This window comes from Acinetobacter sp. LipI_19 (assembly GCF_058242925.1).
In genome coordinates this window covers 2427457-2444841 of record NZ_JBZAYK010000001.1, presented here as the reverse complement: position 1 = coordinate 2444841, position 17385 = coordinate 2427457, and the positions used below count along the sequence as shown (strand labels likewise).

The following is a 17385-nucleotide window of genomic DNA, read 5'->3' as shown; positions in this document are numbered from 1 at the left end:
GTAGTCTTGATGTTTTTTTATAAAAACTCAGTATTCATATGAATTTAAGATATAATTCTTAGCATACACTTGAAGTAATTCGTATTTATGTGCTGTTCTTATAAGCTAATGCTTTAATTTTAATCTTAAATTTTTGTACATCAGGTAAAAACAAATGTCAAAAAAAGAGGACATCATTAATACAGCGTTGAATCTCTTTAATACATATAGTTATAATTCTATCGGTATAGACCGAATTATTAGTGAGTCTGGCGTTGCAAAAATGACTTTTTATAAATATTTTCCATCTAAAGCCAAATTGATTGAAGAATGTTTGGTCACGAGAAATCTCAATTTGCAAGAATCATTAGATGCTGCAATCGCTAAATGTGATCCACAAGATTATTTATCTCATATTAAAGCCATCTTCACATGGTACAACGCATGGTTTCATAGCGAAGATTTTAATGGTTGTATGTTCCAAAAAGCCGTAGAAGAAATTTCAAAAGTTTATCCGTCATCACTCCAACCTGCAACTGACTATAAAGAGTGGTTAAAAGGGCATTTGAGTAATGCGTTGCGTCATTTAGGTGTTAAACAAGATATTCAACTTGCTTCTTTCTTGTCGAGTCTTCTTGACGGAATGACGATTCAGGCGCAAATAGATCCTCAGCAAGTGTGTTTGGATGATTATTGGAGACGGGTAGAAACCCTGATTCAGATGGAATTGGCTTTAGCTCAACCGAGTTCAGTTTAACCTTTAAGTTTGTTGAAATCTTAGGTTGCAAGCGTAAGCAATATTGATTTGCGCTTGCTGATCTGTTTAATTTACTACTTAAACTTGAAAATAAAAAAGCGCGACCACTTGAAGTGAATCGCGCTTTGCTGATAAGTTTTTTATATACCTAACGATTTATTGTCATAACAATAAATCGTTAGGTAAAGAGATGCTTGAAGCATCTTCTTATATTTATTCTTATACCCTCTGAATGCACTGGTCATTCGTTTTTTTCAGCAAATTATACAGACTTGTCTGTTTAGTTGGATTATAAAGATTTTGTTGCTTTTTACAACAGAATCTTTGTGAATTTGTTTGTTTTTTTATCAAACAGCTTAAAAGTTAAAAAAAATATCTAATTTTTGGTACTTTGCGTTTAATTTTATCGTGGCTCGCCTTGTCTAAAAGTCTATTTTTGACTTTATTGATGAGACTAGCAGACTTCTATTTATCTTTAAATGGCAGTGAGTTGTTATACACGAAGCGTGTGGTCAAGAATTTGAAAATTGAAATGAATAATTGTAAATAAATATTAGAGATAAAAATAAAAGACCTTGAAAAATGCCTATACTGTTGGGAATATCAAGATTCATGAATTAGTGATTCATTCTTCGGGGTAAAATTCTAGGATCATTGCTATTGAGGATTTGTTCAATTTTGCCATTAGGGCGCTGAAGAATCGTTTGATCATGCGTATAGACTTTGCCATTGCGAGCAACCGCATTTTGATCATTGGGCGGGGTAAATAACCAAGTTTCATTTTGTGTTAAAGGATGAACCAATAAATTGAATTCAGTATTTGCTGGATATTGAATATCGCCTAAGGTTAATTTTTCTGTCAGTGTGCCATTTTCAATTCCGATGAGTTGTTTATTTTGATCCAAATAGACATTTGCCCATTGTAGGGAAACAGCTTTGTATTGGGTGAGAGGATTGTGAATCCGCCAGTAATCTGTAGAAACAAAGTTGTCTGGATATTTTTGATATTTAGAACGTTCAATATCTGCCTGTGCCACAAGTATAATATTTTCTAGCTGCGTATCTTGAGCAAGATTACAGTGCTCTAAACCAATGATGTTGCCAGCATCATCTAAATAGACTTGAATATAGCTCATCAGCTGACAATTCCAACCTTCGATCGTATCCTTACCTGTACCCATTAATGTGGTTGAACGATCATCAAAAAGTTCCAAATCAATACCACGAGGAATTTTCATGCTGTTAATTTGCAACTTGCCAAATAATACGGGTTGGGGAAATTTGGCTTGTCTCAATGAGGTCAATTGATCGGGTGCAAATAATTCAAGTTCAGTCCCTTGTGGCATTTGAATGCCTAAAATTTTCTCAGGCGAACTTAATGTTTTATGTATGGAATGATTCTCTTTTTCAATCTCATTTTTTGTAAATAGAACAAGGAAATAAAGTATCAAGCTCAAAAAAACGCAGAGTACACTACAGACAAATAGAGACTGAATAAAAATATTGCCATGCCTAAGGGTATTTCTGAATTTTGAACTAAATATTAATCCAATCGCAAATAGGCTAAAAATAATGGTCCCAAAGCCAGCGACAAAGAAAATCCAAAGATAGTTAAAAGAAAGTGGAATCATGCTATTGAGAATCGTATTTTTATATTTGCTAAGATTCAGGATATTGTATGCAATATCCTGAATTATTTTCAATCAATCAAAAATCTTATGAAGCGCTTGGAACGGTAACGTCACTACATCAAAAGCGACAGCAAAAGGGAATAACACCAGTTTATCTGCAGTTTTACTGCCAGCCTTTGAGTAATCTTTTACCTCTTGGGTGCTATAGATACTGACTTGATAGGGTTTACTCAGTGCTTTTAGTGATGAAATATTAGAAGCAGAAGGGTAAACCAGACCAGATAAGGTAATGTTAAAACAGAAACGTTGCGCTTTTAGACGTTGATCACTTGAGGTGGTGCATTCTTCTGCACCATTTTCAATAAAGAATGCACGATCTTGTTTAGTGACATCTTCAGAAAGTTTGACATATTTGAGTGGTAGGGTTCCTGAAAAATGCCCATCATTTTTTTCTGAATTGAAGGTCAGCGCTTTATCAATTTGAATAAATTTTGGATCAAGTCCTGTGATCACTTTGACAAATCGAGCACCACCCCTGGTGATGACATAACTATTTTTTTGCCCTGCAATGACAATGCTGTCAGAAGGTAGGGCCGAAATTGCTTGTGATGGTTTGCCAAATGCTAAAACCGTATCATTGACCAATACGGTTTGAACATTACGGGTACGAACACCATTGTCTTTCTTTAAAAGGGTTGAAGTTGCACAGCCGGTCATGGCAAATGCGGAAATAATACAAATGGACAATGTAGATTTATAATTTAATTTATTCATATTTTGCTCATTTAATCTTAAGGTATTGTTTATACCATTAAAAAAATAGGGTGTTAAGTTTTTAACTTACCAAAAAATAGACAATAATTTATTTTTTCAATGAATTAATCCACTTTCCCCACAATTGATTGGCAAAATGTATCTAAAGTTTTTGATTGTCTTGTAAATTGCCAATGAATTTAAAGCAATTGTACGATTTATTATTCTTTCTTTAGAATAATCGAATAAATCAGATAATTTTGATTGTAATTTCATTCCAAGATTCTTAGAATTGCCTGCTTGTTTGCGTGATCATTGGAACTGAACTTTGAGTAATTTTCTAACCGAACACCTGATCCATCGTGATGATGATTTTATGGTGATCCATAAGCCAGCAGGTATACTCACAGTTCCAGGAAAAACAGCAGATTTACAAGATTGTGTTATCAACAGATTATTAAAAATCGAGCCTAAGACTTTACTCATTCATCGTTTAGATCGTGATACCTCTGGCATTTTGGTATTTGGCTTGAGTAAATGGGGACAAAAAAGTATTTCTAGACAGTTTCAAGAACGTCAAACCTCTAAAACCTACCAAGCTGTTGTTGCTGGAACTTTACAGGGTGAAGGTACAGTAGATGTGCCTGTGATTTATGATCCAGAACACCCTCCATTACATATTGCAGCTCCAGAGCATAACAAGCCTGCATTAACGCATTGGAAAGCAATTCAACATTTTCAAATTCTAGGACAGGCGGTGACTCGTGTTGAGTTAACACCAGTTACTGGGCGGTCACATCAGTTACGTGTGCATATGCAATATTTAGGTCATCCAATTATTGGTGATACTTTATATGCCACTGTAGAGCAACAGCAACTTATGCTAAGACTTTGTTTACATGCACAACAATTGAGTTTTCATCATCCTAAAACAGAGGAGCTTGTACAATTTGATTGTCCAGTTCCGTTTTAGTTTAGATTTTTAAGTTGAAATTAAGTGGCTCAAAATTTAATGAGCTTTATGTCAAAAAGTATTGCGTAATGGGTATAAACTTTGTTCAAATATTCTCCTGATTTGAGCAACCATGTTTTAGCCCTAACATGAGATAAAGGTGGAAAAATTGCAACAATTTGCTATAGGTCAACGTTGGTTATCGGACACAGAAACTGAGTTAGGTTTAGGTGTACTGATTGATGTCGATGAACGTTCAATCAGTATTCTTTTTCCAAAAAGTGACGAAACTCGTGTCTATGCACGTAATAATGCACCATTATCTCGTATTGTTTTTAATATCAATGATGAAGTTCAAGACCAAGAAGGCATCAAGTGGATTGTTGAGTCTTTAGATGATCGCAGTGGAGTAATTCGTTACAATGTTATTCGTACATTGGACAGTGGCGAACAAGAGAAAAAAGCGCTAAACGAAACGCGTATTGGCGCACAAATCCAATTATCAAAGCCTTTAGAGCGTTTATTGGCAAGTCAAATTGACTATAAAGAATGGTATGACTTACGTATTGAAGCGATGCAAATGCAAGCCAATATGCAAACTTCACCATTACGTGGTTTGGTCGGTGCGCGTGTAGGATTGATTCCACACCAGTTGTATATTGCACATGAAGTGGGTAAACGATTTGCACCTCGTGTATTACTTGCTGATGAAGTTGGCTTAGGTAAAACAATCGAAGCGGGACTCATCATCCATCAACAACTTAAAACGGGTCGTTCTGAGCGAATTCTGATTCTTGTACCAGATTCATTACAATATCAATGGATGATTGAAATGCGTCGCCGTTTCAATTTGAATTTCTCATTGTTTGATCTTACTCGTACAGCTTCAATCAAAGAGCATGATCCTGAACTCAATCCATTCCTGACTGAACAATGTATCATTGCTTCAGTAGATTTGATGATTGACCATGATGATTTGCGTGAGCAAGCCATTGAAGCTGGTTTTGATCTGCTGGTGGTCGATGAAGCGCATCATTTGATGTGGAGTGAAGAGGAAGGCGGTAATGACCGTTATGATCTGGTTGAAGAGCTTGCTGAAAAAACTGAAGGTGTGCTGCTTTTAACTGCAACACCTGAACAGCTAGGTGTAGAAAGCCATTTCGCCCGTTTACGTTTACTTGATCCACAACGTTTTAGTTCGCTTGATCGTTTCCTTGATGAAGAAGAACAATATCATCATACCGCTAAAATTGCTGAAGTGTTGATGTCAGATTTGCCACTCGAAGCGGAACATTTAGCAGCAGTTGAAAAATTATTAGGTCATCCGATTGAAGATCAGCCTGAACATCGTTTCCGTGCAATTCATGAGCTTTTAGACCGTCATGGTACAGGTCGTATCTTGTTCCGCAATACCCGTGAAGCAATTCAAGGTTTCCCTGGACGTGATTGCCAACCAGCACCATTACCAGCACCAGAAAATTGGTCTAAAGATGGAAAATTACGCGAACAAATGTGGCCAGAAGAGCTGCAACTTGATGGCGCATGGATGGAAACAGACCCACGTGTTATGTGGTTGATGGAACGATTACGTTCTGATTTAAAACATAAAAAAGTATTGCTGATTGCACGTAGTGGTCCAGTTGTTGAAGCACTTGAAAATGCTTTACGCATCCACGCGGGTATCCGCACCGCAATGTTCCATGAAGGCATGAGCTTATTGGAACGTGACCAAGCAGCGGCTTATTTTGCTGAAGATTCTTATGGTGCACAGATTTTACTGTGTTCTGAAATTGGTTCAGAAGGGCGTAATTTCCAGTTTGCTTCTGACCTTGTGTTGTTTGATTTGCCTGCAAATCCAGATGTACTTGAACAGCGTATTGGTCGTTTAGACCGTATTGGTCAGGAAAATCGTATTCAGATTCATGTGCCTTATCTTGTAGGTACAGCGCAAGAGCGTATGTTCCGTTGGTATAATGAAGCGCTAAATATTTTCAGTAATATTTCGCCTACAGCACAAACCTTACAAGAAAACTTTATTGTCGATTTAAAAGATTGCTTATTGGATGATAAAGGGCAAGTTTTTGAAGAGCTTCTTGAAGCGGTCAATGTACAGCGTCAAGCACTTGAAGTTGAATTGCAAGATGGTCGTGACCGTTTATTGGAATACAACTCATGTCGTCCGATCGTGGCACAAGAAATTGTTACAGCGCTTGAAGACTATGATGACAATACTTTGTTGCCAATGTTTATGAAGCGGTTTATGGCATCAACCAACATTGACTTTGATGAGCAAAGTAATGGTACGGTGATTATTAAACCAACCGATCAAATGCAAGTGCAAGGCTTGGATATTGACGAAGAGGGTATGACTGCAACCTTCTATCGTGATCAGGCACAGATCCGTGAAGACGCGCAATATTTAACACTTGAACATCCGTTTACTGAAAGTGTGATGGAAATTATCCGTACCCAATCTTTTGGTAGTACCAATGTTGCGATTCTAAAAACCAATGCACTTAAACAAGGCACGATTTTGTTGGAAGTTTGGTTTAAAGTGGATGTGGTTGCGCCTAAAGCATTAAATTTACCTTCTAGCTTACCAACACAATTGATTCGAGTGTTATTGACTGAAACGGGCCAAGATATTACTGCCAAGCTTAATCCAGAAATTATTAAGCCGTATTTACATCATTTAGATAGCAATAGCTGTCGTCAAGTGGTGAAAGCACGTCGTGAAGTGATTGAAGAACGCTATGCACAAGCTTTAGATATTGCTAAAGGTGTTTTACCGCAGTTAAAAGAGCAAGCTAAAGAAATTTACGGTAGCAAATGGCAATATGAAATTGATCGTTTAAGCTACTTAAAGCAATTTAATCCAAGTATTCGTGCAGATGAAATTGAACGTTTACAGAAATTCCAGAAAGAAGGTTTAAGTCTATTGGAAGGTATTTCTGTGACGCCAGAAGCGATTCAGGTATTGGTTGTGGTTAAACCTTAATTTAGTGTAATTTTATCTAGATTCTAAAAGCTCCTTTGGGAGCTTTTTTGATGTATATGTTATGCATATTTAAATAATCAATTATTGGGTTATTTTTATTTTTTGATTTTAAATGTAAAAGTTATAACCATTTATAAAAACTAATTCCTATTATTGCACCATTTATATGGTCATATCTTGTATGAAGGGCTATAGACCATGCATCAATGTCACCACGCGATAGAAACGCCATGTATCATTGGATGAGATCTACTTTACAACAATAATCAATGAAGGATTTACAGGGAGTTTGTTGTATACATCGCAACCGTTTTTATGCTATTAAAATAGTGTACTTTGATCTCGATTTGTTCCTTAGAGATAAAGTTTACTCACCCATGTAATTTGATCATTTAGTATTGTGTATCCAAATAGACAAGTTCGAAAGCAACCGTCTATAGCCAAGATAAAAACTTAAAATAATGGAAGAAATGATATGGAAAACAAGGATTTTGTTGAGTTTCATGATACCCATGTGCACTATCTACTTCATTGGGAAAAGCAATTACCGCAAAAAGATGTGTTTGTACAACCATTGGCCAATGGCAATGTGGTGCATTACACATGGTCGGAAGTTGCACAACAAGTTCGCAGTATGGCGAGTTATTTACAGTCTTTAAACTTGCCTGAAAAGAGTGCGATCGCAATTTATGGTAAAAATAGTGCGCATTGGCTTATGGCAGATTTAGCGATCTGGATGTCAGGTCATATCTCAGTCCCACTCTATCCAACACTCAATGCGGAAGGTTCAGCTTATGTACTCAACCACAGTGAAGCAAAACTCTTATTTATTGGAAAATTGGACGGTAAAGCGGATAGCTGGAATGAGGTAAAAACAATCATTCCACAAGATTTAGCTTGTGTGCGTTTGGCATTATCACCTGAATTCGACGCACCGCAATGGAATGATATTGTGCAATCTGTTGCGCCACTAGAAAACCCAGTATTACCCAATAAAAATGATTTAGCGACCATCGTTTATACGTCTGGCAGTACTGGTGTACCTAAAGGGGTTATGCAAAGTTTTGCGACGCTTTTATCTGGCGCTCGTGAACTCAGATTGACTTATCAAGTGACAACATCTGATCGGGCCTTATCTTATTTACCACTTGCACATGTTGCTGAGCGTATTTTTATTCAATCTTCACTGATGGTTTGCGGTTTTACCGTGTATTTTGCAAATTCAATTGAAACCTTTGTCGAAGATTTGAATCGTGCCAAACCCACACTATTCTTTTCGGTACCACGCTTATGGACCAAGTTCTATTTGGGCGTTAATGAAAAAATACCGCTCCATATACAAAAGATTTTATTCAAAATACCTGTGTTGGGTAAATTGGTTAAAAAGAAATTACTCACCAAGCTCGGGCTAAATCATGTCCGTTATGCATTTACTGCTGCTGCACCATTACCTACAGATATTATTTTATGGTATCGAAATTTAGGTTTAGAGTTACTTGAAGTCTATGGTATGACTGAAAATTGTGGTTATTCGCATGTGACACGTGTGGGGCAGTTTGCCAGTGGTTATGTGGGGCATGCCCAACCTAAAGTGGAGTGTAAAATTGATGAAAATGGTGAAATTCTGGTAAAAAGCCCAGGAACTATGTTGGGCTATTATAAAAATCCTGAAAAAACTGCAGAAGATATGACCGAAGATGGATTTTTACGTACTGGGGATTTGGGCGAGATCGATGCAGAAGGGCGGTTAAAAATTACTGGTCGAATTAAAGATATTTTTAAAACAAGCAAAGGCAAATACATCATGCCAGTTCCGACTGAGCAAAAAATCGGCAATCAGGCATTAATTGAATCTGTATGTATTGGTGGTTCAAGCCAACCACAACCAGTTGCCTTTATTATGTTGGCTGAAGATATTCGTAACAGTCTGAAGCAGAACCCGAAGCGAGATGAAATTGAAAACACCTTAAAAGCATTAAGAGTGAAGATCAATGAAGAACTTGAGCCCCATGCAAAAATCAGCTTCTTTGTCGTAGTCAATGAACCATGGACCATGGAAAATGATTTACTTACCCCAACGATGAAAATTAAACGTAATAAAATTGAAAGTCGTTATGAGCCATTTTTAGATGCTTGGGCACAACAGAAACGAGAAGTGGTCTGGGAATAAAAGTTTTTAACTGCATTCGTATTATTAGGAAAAAAGCCTGAATTGTAACGTTGATCAGTTCAGGCTTTTTAATTCTCTTCTTTTACAAATTAATACTGCACACCTTTAAAAGAAGGGGTTCTTGATGACACAAGTGAATTGCGCTTTAAATCATTTCGGCTTGTTTAAGTTCTAACTTGATATAGGCATAGAAAATGGGTGCAACAATTAAACCCGCTAAGCCAAAGAACGACTCAAAGACTAACATTGCCAATAAGACTTCCCATGATGCTGCATGGATTTTTGTGCCAATAATTTTGGCATTAATAAAGTATTCTAGTTTATGGATAAAAATTAGATAAAGTAATGCGATACCTGCGGTAGATACTGAAATGGTTAAACCTGCCATAACAATAATAGTATTGGAGAGTAAGTTTCCGACAATTGGAATTAATCCAAAAATAAAAGTCAGGATCACTAAGGTATTGGCAAAAGGTAAATGTATATCAAAAACAGGGAGGATCAGGTGAGAGAAAATCAAAAATAAAAATGTATTGATTAAAGAAATTTTAAACTGAGCAAACACCACATTTTTAAAAGATGACGAAAGATTTTCAATACGTGTGATCATGGCACGTTTAAATTCTGGCTGATCCGGCTGTGGGCGCAGTTGGTTTAATGAGACAAGGATCCCCACAATCATACCAATCAACATGGTGGCTAAATTATGTAAAAAGCCTGTTCCGGTACTTTTTAAGGTTGATAAATTATCTTTGATTAAGTCAAAAGTTTGATCTTTTAATTCAGTGAGTGAATAAGGAATAAATCCGGGAATATATTGTGCCACTTCAAGTTGTAGCTTTTGTAAGGTTTTATCGACTTGGTCACTGATGGCATTGATTCCCGCACCTTGCAAATCATGTTGAACAAAGCTGATTAAGCCTGTGATGCTGAGCACAATCAAAGAAATAATAAAGATGGCTAGAATAATACTGATGGTCAAGCGAGCTCTTTGACCATCAATATATCTCTCCGTAATGCTACCTAAACTATTGATAATTTCAAAAACAACAAAACCTGCAAAAAATGACGCTAAAAGATGCAAGGGAATCAGTAAAGACAAAAAGATCAGCATGAGTAAGTAACTTGCAATAATACTTTGACGATCATTTAACAGTTTCATGTGAATAGAGCTCAATTATACAATTGATGTATAGGGGAATATAAAAATACCAAGTTAGATTTATATCACTCTAACTCGCGGCGAGATAGCTATTTTTAAATACAAAGCTTAATTCAATGTGAAAATATTTGGCCTGAATACTGTGTGAAAAGTCTTTAAAAACTTTATAAAGATAAAAGATCACTATCGTGAGATTGATCAGAAAAATTTCAATGCTGCGTACATTGAGCAGTATATTGAATAGTACATAGAACGCTATTAAAGTGAGTGGTTCAAATGAATCACGTCATGCATGTTATATAAGCCAGCGGGTTGAGAAATACACCACATTGCGGCTCGAATTGCACCAGTCGCAAAGTTCATCCGATTGCTTGCAATATGTTTGATTTCGACCTGTTCCCCATGACCATAAAATATCGTGTTATGTTCACCAACAATGTCACCACCACGTATAGCTTGTAAACCGATCTGTTGGGGTACTCGCTCAGCTACCACAGCATGGCGTTGATAGACCACTAAATTACTGAGCAATTGCGCTCTGACTTGAGCAATCGCTTCTGCATACATCAATGCAGTGCCTGATGGCGCATCTACTTTTTGTCGATGGTGTGCTTCGATGATTTCAGCTTCAAATCCTGCACCTAATAATTGGGCAGCAACTCGAACCAGATCAACACTGAGATTGACGCCAATGGAATAATTGCCTGAATGAACGATAGCAATATCTTGCGCGGCTTGAGCAATGTGTTGATTTAATTGCTCAGATAAACCAGTGATACCAATAATCATCGGTTTTTTAGCGTGCTGGCAAATTTTTAAATGTTGCGATAATGCCTTTGCTGTAGTGAAATCAATCACCACATCACAATGCTGAATGATGTCTTCCAAACGACCTGAAATAAGCACATTTAATGGTGCTAGATTGAGATACTGACCTAGTTCATGACCAATCGCTGCACTTGCAACTCTTGCTGTAGCAACAGTAATGTTTAGTCCTGCATTGAGACAGGCCTGAACCAGCATTTGTCCCATGCGACCAGTCACACCAAGTATGCCTACACGAATGTTTTGTTGATTGTGATTGATCATAGGGTACTGATACTTGTATTTAATAGGCTATGAAAGAATAGGTATTATTTAATTTGCGCTTCGTCTAAATGACGTGAGCCTTCGAGTAACATACGAATCATCACCATGGTTTGTTCAGCGACTTCTTTACGTTCAGCAATCGGCAAATCAATCACCTTGGCACCCATATTAAATACCAACTGAGTAATAGCTTTGGCGACTAAATCAGGATGGGTTAATTTACTGTGATTGATGCGTTCTATTCGAATCAAATCTTCTTGGAGTTCTTGTTGGAAATAATTAAGTTGTTTGTCTACAGCAAGTTTATATTGTTTTGATCCTGTATAACCTTCACGCAGGAGTAAGCTCAAATTACCTTCATCGGCATCGAGTTGTTCAATAAATACTTCAACTGAACTACGAATAATACTGCTTTGTCTGATTGCCTTAATTCGAGCTTCATGCAAAATTTGACGGAGCACCACACCTGAACGATCAATCAGTTCAATCGCCAACTCATCAATATCTTTAAAGTGACGATAAAAACTATTTGGCGCAATCCCAGCTTCACGGGCAACTTCTCTTAAACTTAAAGAGGAAATACTTTTTTGCGGTCCAATCAGATTTAAGGCAGCTTGGAATAATTCTTCTTTAGTAATAGTCGCTTTGCGTCCAACAGTACGTACAGAAACTTTTTCAAGCTCATGAATTTGATCTTGAAGGGTAGCTGGGTTCTGAGGTAATACGGACGTTGGATTCATAAAGTATCAAATAGTTAAAATATTTTTTTCATTATAGCCTTTGTCATTACATAAATGAAATGTCTAGATACAATACACACGTATATACAAATATATATACATGTGTATAATAATTAAAAATCACTCAGATGGTGAGCCTAGTATGCACGCTATTGAAAAGCAAAAATCTCCCGTAAACACTATATTTGATATGGTGTTAGGTAATAATGCGACTAATTTTTGGCTACAGAAAATTAATCCATTATGGTCAGTTCAACAAGCTTTGGGGAAAATTGTTGAAAAAGAACAATCCGCTGCAGATACGATCAGCTTAACCATCAAAATTAACCGCTTGTTTGAAATGGGGTTAGCAGGGCAACATCATCCGATCACTGTCGAAATCAATGGTCGTCGTTATGAACGTACCTATAGTCTGACTCAATTAGATACGCAACATGTATTACTCACGGCAAAAAAAGTAGAAAAAGGCGTTGTGAGTAACTGGTTATTTGAACATGCCCAAGTGGGTGAGGTGATTGAATTTGGCCGACCTTATGGTGATATGTTATTGCCTCAAGTTGTCAGTCCATTGATTCTGGTCGCTGCGGGCAGCGGTATTACACCGATGTATAGTTTGATTCAGGCATTGGCAGCGAACCAGCAGCTTGATCGTCAACCAGTACATTTAATGTATTGGGTTAAAAAAAATGCAGACGTTGCCTTTAAACAACAGTTTGAGCAATTAGCCCAACAACATCCCGATTTTAAATTTGATGTATTTTATACCCAAGAAGTACCTGCGGATGCACGTTTAAATAATGAATATTTACATATTATTAAAAATCTTGAGCAAAGCACAGTGTATGTATGTGGCCCTTCAGGTTTTGTGGCAACAGCTGAACAATTGTTTCAACAGGCCAAAGTACTTAAAAGCGAAGCATTTAGTCTAAGTCCAGCGATTTCTGATGACACAGGCTTTATCAATGTCACTTTAACCAAATCCAATAAAGTGGTTGTAATCCCTAAAGGTCAAGCCATTTTAGTTGGCTTAGAACAACAAAATATCAAACCAGAACATGGTTGCAGAATGGGGATTTGCAATAAATGCGCGTGTAATAAAGCACAGGGTGCCACAAAAAACTTAGTCAATGGTCAAGAAAATTTTGAACCGAATAATTTACTGAGAATTTGTGTGAATACTGCCAAAACTGATTTAGTTATTGATCTTTAAGCGAGTTTTATCATGAATATGCCAGTTAAAATTCAATATTTTAAAAACACCAAAAACCGTGAACTGACCCAGACTGAGCTGGATGCTTTAGCGCGTGAGTTGGATGCAATTAAGCAAGAAGTGTTAGATGATATTGGCGAAAAAGATGCCAAATATATCAAAAAAGTATATGCCGCGATTCGTTATAGCAGTATTTTAGGCCGAGCATGCTTATTTGCGGGTTGGTTTCCACCTGCATGGTTACTTGGTACAGGCTTACTGAGCTTTGCCAAGATCATGGAAAACATGGAACTCGGTCATAATGTTATGCATGGGCAATATGATTGGATGAATGATCCACGCTTTAAAGGTACAACTTACGAATGGGACATTGTTGGAACCTCTGACAACTGGCGCCAGACCCATAATTATAAGCATCATACCTATACCAATATCAAAGGGATGGATGATGATATCGGCTATGGTTTATTGCGTTTATTCCCAGAACAACGCTGGAAACCGGGTTTTTTATTGCAGCCTTTATATGCAATTCCGTTCTGTCTATTGTTCCAATGGGGCGTTGCGATTCAAAATCTTGAAATTGGTAAATTGGTTTATAAACGCAAAACTTGGGCGCAGTTTAAAGAAGAGTGGAAGCCGACCCAGAAGAAAATTGGTAGACAATTTTTTAAAGATTATCTGTTCTTCCCTCTGATTGCTGGCCCCGCAGCTTTACCTGTATTTACAGGTAATTTAGTCGCCAATGGTATCCGTAATATTTGGACATTTAGTATCATTTTCTGTGGCCACTTTACCAAAGATGTCGAAGTGTTCCCTAAAACTGTTTTACAGGATGAAAGTCGTGGACATTGGTATATGCGCCAGATTCGCGGTTCTTCGAATTTAACCGGTTCAGAAGCATTTCATATTTTGACGGGACATTTGAGTCATCAAATCGAGCATCATTTATTCCCTGAAGTACCTGCTCGTCGCTATCGTAAAATGGCGCCCAAAGTTGAAGCGGTATGTAAAAAGTATGGCTTAAACTACAACAATGCAAGTTTGTTTAAGCAGTATGGTCAAGTCCTTGGACGTATTGTGAAATATGCATTTCCATTTAAAAAGTAGTTGATTTACTAAAGCCAAAGCCACTTTTAAGTGGCTTTTTTATTGTTAATGATTGGGTTTTTCAGTAAAGTTTATTTGACTGTTACTAGGGTTAATGAGAAGAACATGATTCAAAAACAATTAGAAAATATACAAAATTGGTTAGTGCAACATGCGGCAAAGATTGCAAATCAATCACTTAATCCCGCGGCAAGTATTGCTGATATAGAACAATTTGAACAAAGGCTTTCTAAACACTTACCTGATGATTTTAAACAGTTGTACTGTTGGCATAATGGGATGAATGAAGAGGAAAATTTAGGCAGTTTATTTTATGGCATGGAATTTTTATCACTCACTAATATTGAAACTAAACGCGACGATCTTGCAGATCTCGTTGATGAGTTGTTTGTACTTCAACATGCTGACCCACAAATCAATCCAACCAATGCCCACCATCGAGATTGGGTTCTGTTTGCGCACGATGGTGGGCGAACAGGTTTGTATGTGGATTTAGTACCCACCGCCGTAGGTCAAATTGGACAAGTGATCTTTATTGATCATGAATATGATGTTGGGATTTTGGTCGCTAACTCGATTACCAATTTTCTTCAACAATTTTCAGATGATTTAGACAATGACTTATATCAGTTGAATAAAGATGCTTTAGAAGATGAAAATGAGTTTTTAGAAAGTGATGCAGCTATTGATCTGGTCAATTGGCATATGAGTGAACGCTGGGCGCGTCCTGATTTTACTTAGCTTTTTTTAGAAAAATCATTTTATAAAATTATGTTTGAAAGCTTTACTAGTAAAAAGTGTATCAATGGCGATTATTGCTACACACTCAATTTTGAACGCATTACATTTCTAATCGAATCAATTTTACAAAATCAAGTAAGCTCTAATTTTTAAACGAGCAAAATGATGGATCATAAAATAACGGTTGGTGAGGTTGTAGCACGTTCAGTAAAAATCAGAGAACGTTATCATGAGCTAGAGCGAATAAATCATCATGCTGAATGGACAGTGCAAGAGGATGCGTTGGCATTTTTATCTGATGCTGGATTGGTTGGGAGATTAGTGATGGCGCAGACGGGGAAGTGGTTACACAAAGGCGATGCTCAGCAAGAGTTGCAGCATAAGTTAGGTGAATGTGTCTGGTGGTTAGCCATTATTGCCAATGAATTAGATATGGATTTAACTGAAGCCACACAATACTTTTTAGATAAAGCTGAAAAGATTTAAATTTTTGGAAAAATGTTTATTGAACATTTTTTATGACCAAGCATTTGATCATTAATTATATAGTCAACCTGTCAAAAACTCAGACACAAGAATATAATTCTTCTTAATTAATATTTTAAATTAAATCAATTGCATGGAAAAATAAATTGTTTGATTATAAAAAGCTTGCAATGCCACACCTTACAATAAAAGTTTAAATCCCTTTGCGAAGGCGATGCCTCACTTTTCAGAGATGAAAAGATACCGTCTTAACTGTCAAGCAAATTATTTAAGGATTCATGCCTTATAATTTGCCTGATAAGGTTGTTGGTTTTTAAGAACACCATAGCAAAGATGAATTAACTTTCGCATAGCAGCAGCAATCGCTACCATTTTAGTTTTCCCTTTCGCTAAGAGCCGTTCGCTCAACTCTTTAATGTGAGGATTGTACCGAGTTGCAACAATGGCAGCCATATATAAACCCGATCGAATTTTAGGTGAACCGGCTTTAGATAAGCGACTTTTTCCAAGCACAGAACTACCAGATTGTCTATGAATGGGAACTAAACCCACAAATGCAGCAGCTTGGCTTGCTTTTTCAAAAGAATGAGCACGTAAAAAAACAAGCATTAATAAACTGGTACGCTCAGCAATTGCTGGAATGCTTTCAAGAAGCTTTTGATCACGTTTAAGCTCATGGTCTTGATCAATATGGTTTTGAATTTGTGTATCTAGATTCTGAATTTGCCGAGTTAATGATTTAATATTAGTCTTAATAGACTTTAAAATTGGTACAACTATTAGAGTGGAGTTTGCTTTTTCCAAACGATTTTGTTCACGTTTTAAGTCGTTCGCAAGACTTGACCTTCTATCTAATAAAGCATTGAGCAATCGGATATTATCAGGAGTGGGTTGCCATAAATGTAAATCTACAGTCATTGCAAATCGCGCCAATACTTCACTATCGATTTTGTCAGTTTTATTAAGCTTAGAGATACTTTGAGCAAAATATCGAGTACGGGCTGGGTTAGCCACACAAACTTGAAATTTTAAATCAAATAAAAATTGAGCTAACATTTCATGATAGACGGATGTTGCTTCCATTAAGGCTCTAGTTTCTTCAGCAACAAGACCAAAACGATTTAACCATGATAACAATTGATGAAATCCTTTATTGCTATTGGAAAAGCATTTAGTTTTTATTTTTCCACTAGAGTCATCAAGAAATAAACAACAATCGAATTTAGCTTTAGAAACATCAATGCCAAGATAAAACATAGCTTCACCTAATTATTGATTGAATTAATATTAAAAAACCACAGTCTTTTCTTGTGAATGCAGCATCAAAGTGCTTAGTTACCGTCCAGATTTATGTCAGTGGTTAGGTGTAAATTGTAGGTTTAATCTTTTCAGGAAACTCGAAGTTTTGATGACAAACCAAACTCTACAATTTACGTGTAGTGATAGCTAATCACTACAAAGAACAAGATACAAGATGACAAAAATCTTTCGTTTAACAGGGCTCTTGCGCTGCAAACAAAGCAGTGCTTTATTTTTGCTCATATACCCCCGCCCAACGGCGACATCCATGTCGCCGCACGGTAGGACAACCATCTTTTATTCAAAAGTAC

14 protein-coding genes are annotated in these 17385 nt (G+C 36.8%); 8 read left to right on the top strand and 6 right to left on the bottom strand.

The window, feature by feature from the left end; all coding sequences use genetic code 11:
• The first annotated feature begins 154 nt into the window (after positions 1 to 154).
• Positions 155 to 736 (top strand): TetR/AcrR family transcriptional regulator, encoded by a 582-nt coding sequence (locus AC4CVF_RS11995; protein ID WP_004721722.1) that lies wholly within the window; start codon positions 155 to 157, stop codon positions 734 to 736.
• 617 nt (positions 737 to 1353) lie between these two features.
• Here the strand turns inward: AC4CVF_RS11995 and AC4CVF_RS11990 are convergent.
• Together AC4CVF_RS11990 and AC4CVF_RS11985 are read right to left on the bottom strand one after the other, a co-directional pair.
• Positions 1354 to 2082, bottom strand: coding sequence for a hypothetical protein (locus AC4CVF_RS11990; RefSeq protein ID WP_336954698.1), 729 nt, complete (start codon positions 2080 to 2082; stop codon positions 1354 to 1356).
• Positions 2083 to 2439: 357 nt separating this feature from the next.
• A complete protein-coding gene (locus tag AC4CVF_RS11985; RefSeq protein WP_336954697.1) occupies positions 2440 to 3141 on the bottom strand; it encodes a YidX family protein in 702 nt (233 codons plus the stop codon).
• A gap of 307 nt (positions 3142 to 3448) precedes the next feature.
• Between AC4CVF_RS11985 and AC4CVF_RS11980 the strand changes: the two genes are divergently transcribed.
• From AC4CVF_RS11980 to AC4CVF_RS11970, 3 genes are all read left to right on the top strand, one after another.
• Complete coding sequence (locus AC4CVF_RS11980) at positions 3449 to 4093, top strand: RluA family pseudouridine synthase (protein WP_490789514.1); 645 nt, start codon at positions 3449 to 3451, stop codon at positions 4091 to 4093.
• Between the two features lie 139 nt (positions 4094 to 4232).
• Positions 4233 to 7070 carry an RNA polymerase-associated protein RapA gene (gene rapA, locus AC4CVF_RS11975; RefSeq protein WP_336954695.1) on the top strand — a complete coding sequence of 946 codons (2838 nt, stop codon included), beginning with the start codon at positions 4233 to 4235 and terminating at the stop codon, positions 7068 to 7070.
• A 475-nt stretch (positions 7071 to 7545) separates the two neighbouring features.
• Entirely contained in the window at positions 7546 to 9240 is a 1695-nt protein-coding gene (locus AC4CVF_RS11970; RefSeq protein WP_336954694.1) for an AMP-binding protein, read from the top strand.
• A gap of 145 nt (positions 9241 to 9385) precedes the next feature.
• Here the strand turns inward: AC4CVF_RS11970 and AC4CVF_RS11965 are convergent, their stop codons facing one another.
• From AC4CVF_RS11965 to fabR, 3 genes are all read right to left on the bottom strand, one after another.
• Complete coding sequence (locus AC4CVF_RS11965) at positions 9386 to 10402, bottom strand: AI-2E family transporter (RefSeq protein ID WP_096733677.1); 1017 nt, start codon at positions 10400 to 10402, stop codon at positions 9386 to 9388.
• A gap of 258 nt (positions 10403 to 10660) precedes the next feature.
• Entirely contained in the window at positions 10661 to 11491 is an 831-nt protein-coding gene (gene dapB, locus AC4CVF_RS11960) for a 4-hydroxy-tetrahydrodipicolinate reductase (protein ID WP_483770085.1), read from the bottom strand.
• Positions 11492 to 11535: 44 nt separating this feature from the next.
• Positions 11536 to 12231 (bottom strand): HTH-type transcriptional repressor FabR, encoded by a 696-nt coding sequence (fabR, locus tag AC4CVF_RS11955; RefSeq protein WP_004721706.1) that lies wholly within the window; start codon positions 12229 to 12231, stop codon positions 11536 to 11538.
• A gap of 142 nt (positions 12232 to 12373) precedes the next feature.
• Between fabR and AC4CVF_RS11950 the strand changes: the two genes are divergently transcribed.
• The 4 genes from AC4CVF_RS11950 (at position 12374) to AC4CVF_RS11935 (ending at position 15775) form a co-directional block, all read left to right on the top strand.
• Complete coding sequence (locus tag AC4CVF_RS11950; protein ID WP_419360289.1) at positions 12374 to 13441, top strand: ferredoxin reductase; 1068 nt, start codon at positions 12374 to 12376, stop codon at positions 13439 to 13441.
• A gap of 12 nt (positions 13442 to 13453) precedes the next feature.
• Positions 13454 to 14548 (top strand): fatty acid desaturase family protein, encoded by a 1095-nt coding sequence (locus tag AC4CVF_RS11945; RefSeq protein WP_336954690.1) that lies wholly within the window; start codon positions 13454 to 13456, stop codon positions 14546 to 14548.
• Positions 14549 to 14653: 105 nt separating this feature from the next.
• Positions 14654 to 15289, top strand: coding sequence for an SMI1/KNR4 family protein (locus AC4CVF_RS11940; RefSeq protein WP_490789513.1), 636 nt, complete (start codon positions 14654 to 14656; stop codon positions 15287 to 15289).
• Positions 15290 to 15451: 162 nt separating this feature from the next.
• A complete protein-coding gene (locus AC4CVF_RS11935; RefSeq protein ID WP_490789512.1) occupies positions 15452 to 15775 on the top strand; it encodes a MazG-like protein in 324 nt (107 codons plus the stop codon).
• A gap of 276 nt (positions 15776 to 16051) precedes the next feature.
• Here the strand turns inward: AC4CVF_RS11935 and AC4CVF_RS11930 are convergent, their stop codons facing one another.
• Positions 16052 to 17032, bottom strand: coding sequence for an IS110 family RNA-guided transposase (locus AC4CVF_RS11930; RefSeq protein ID WP_483770084.1), 981 nt, complete (start codon positions 17030 to 17032; stop codon positions 16052 to 16054).
• Positions 17033 to 17385: the final 353 nt, after the last annotated feature.

Bases quoted from the DNA above. Each gene is read 5' to 3' on its own strand.
- AC4CVF_RS11985 (WP_336954697.1), bottom strand. From the start codon at position 3,141: ATGAATAAATTAAATTATAAATCTACATTGTCCATTTGTATTATTTCC.
- AC4CVF_RS11990 (WP_336954698.1), bottom strand. From the start codon at position 2,082: ATGCCACAAGGGACTGAACTTGAATTATTTGCACCCGATCAATTGACC.
- AC4CVF_RS11940 (WP_490789513.1), top strand. From the start codon at position 14,654: ATGATTCAAAAACAATTAGAAAATATACAAAATTGGTTAGTGCAACAT.
- AC4CVF_RS11945 (WP_336954690.1), top strand. From the start codon at position 13,454: ATGAATATGCCAGTTAAAATTCAATATTTTAAAAACACCAAAAACCGT.
- AC4CVF_RS11970 (WP_336954694.1), top strand. From the start codon at position 7,546: ATGGAAAACAAGGATTTTGTTGAGTTTCATGATACCCATGTGCACTAT.
- AC4CVF_RS11965 (WP_096733677.1), bottom strand. From the start codon at position 10,402: ATGAAACTGTTAAATGATCGTCAAAGTATTATTGCAAGTTACTTACTC.
- fabR (WP_004721706.1), bottom strand. From the start codon at position 12,231: ATGAATCCAACGTCCGTATTACCTCAGAACCCAGCTACCCTTCAAGAT.
- AC4CVF_RS11950 (WP_419360289.1), top strand. From the start codon at position 12,374: ATGCACGCTATTGAAAAGCAAAAATCTCCCGTAAACACTATATTTGAT.
- AC4CVF_RS11995 (WP_004721722.1), top strand. From the start codon at position 155: ATGTCAAAAAAAGAGGACATCATTAATACAGCGTTGAATCTCTTTAAT.
- AC4CVF_RS11935 (WP_490789512.1), top strand. From the start codon at position 15,452: ATGATGGATCATAAAATAACGGTTGGTGAGGTTGTAGCACGTTCAGTA.
- AC4CVF_RS11930 (WP_483770084.1), bottom strand. From the start codon at position 17,032: ATGTTTTATCTTGGCATTGATGTTTCTAAAGCTAAATTCGATTGTTGT.
- dapB (WP_483770085.1), bottom strand. From the start codon at position 11,491: ATGATCAATCACAATCAACAAAACATTCGTGTAGGCATACTTGGTGTG.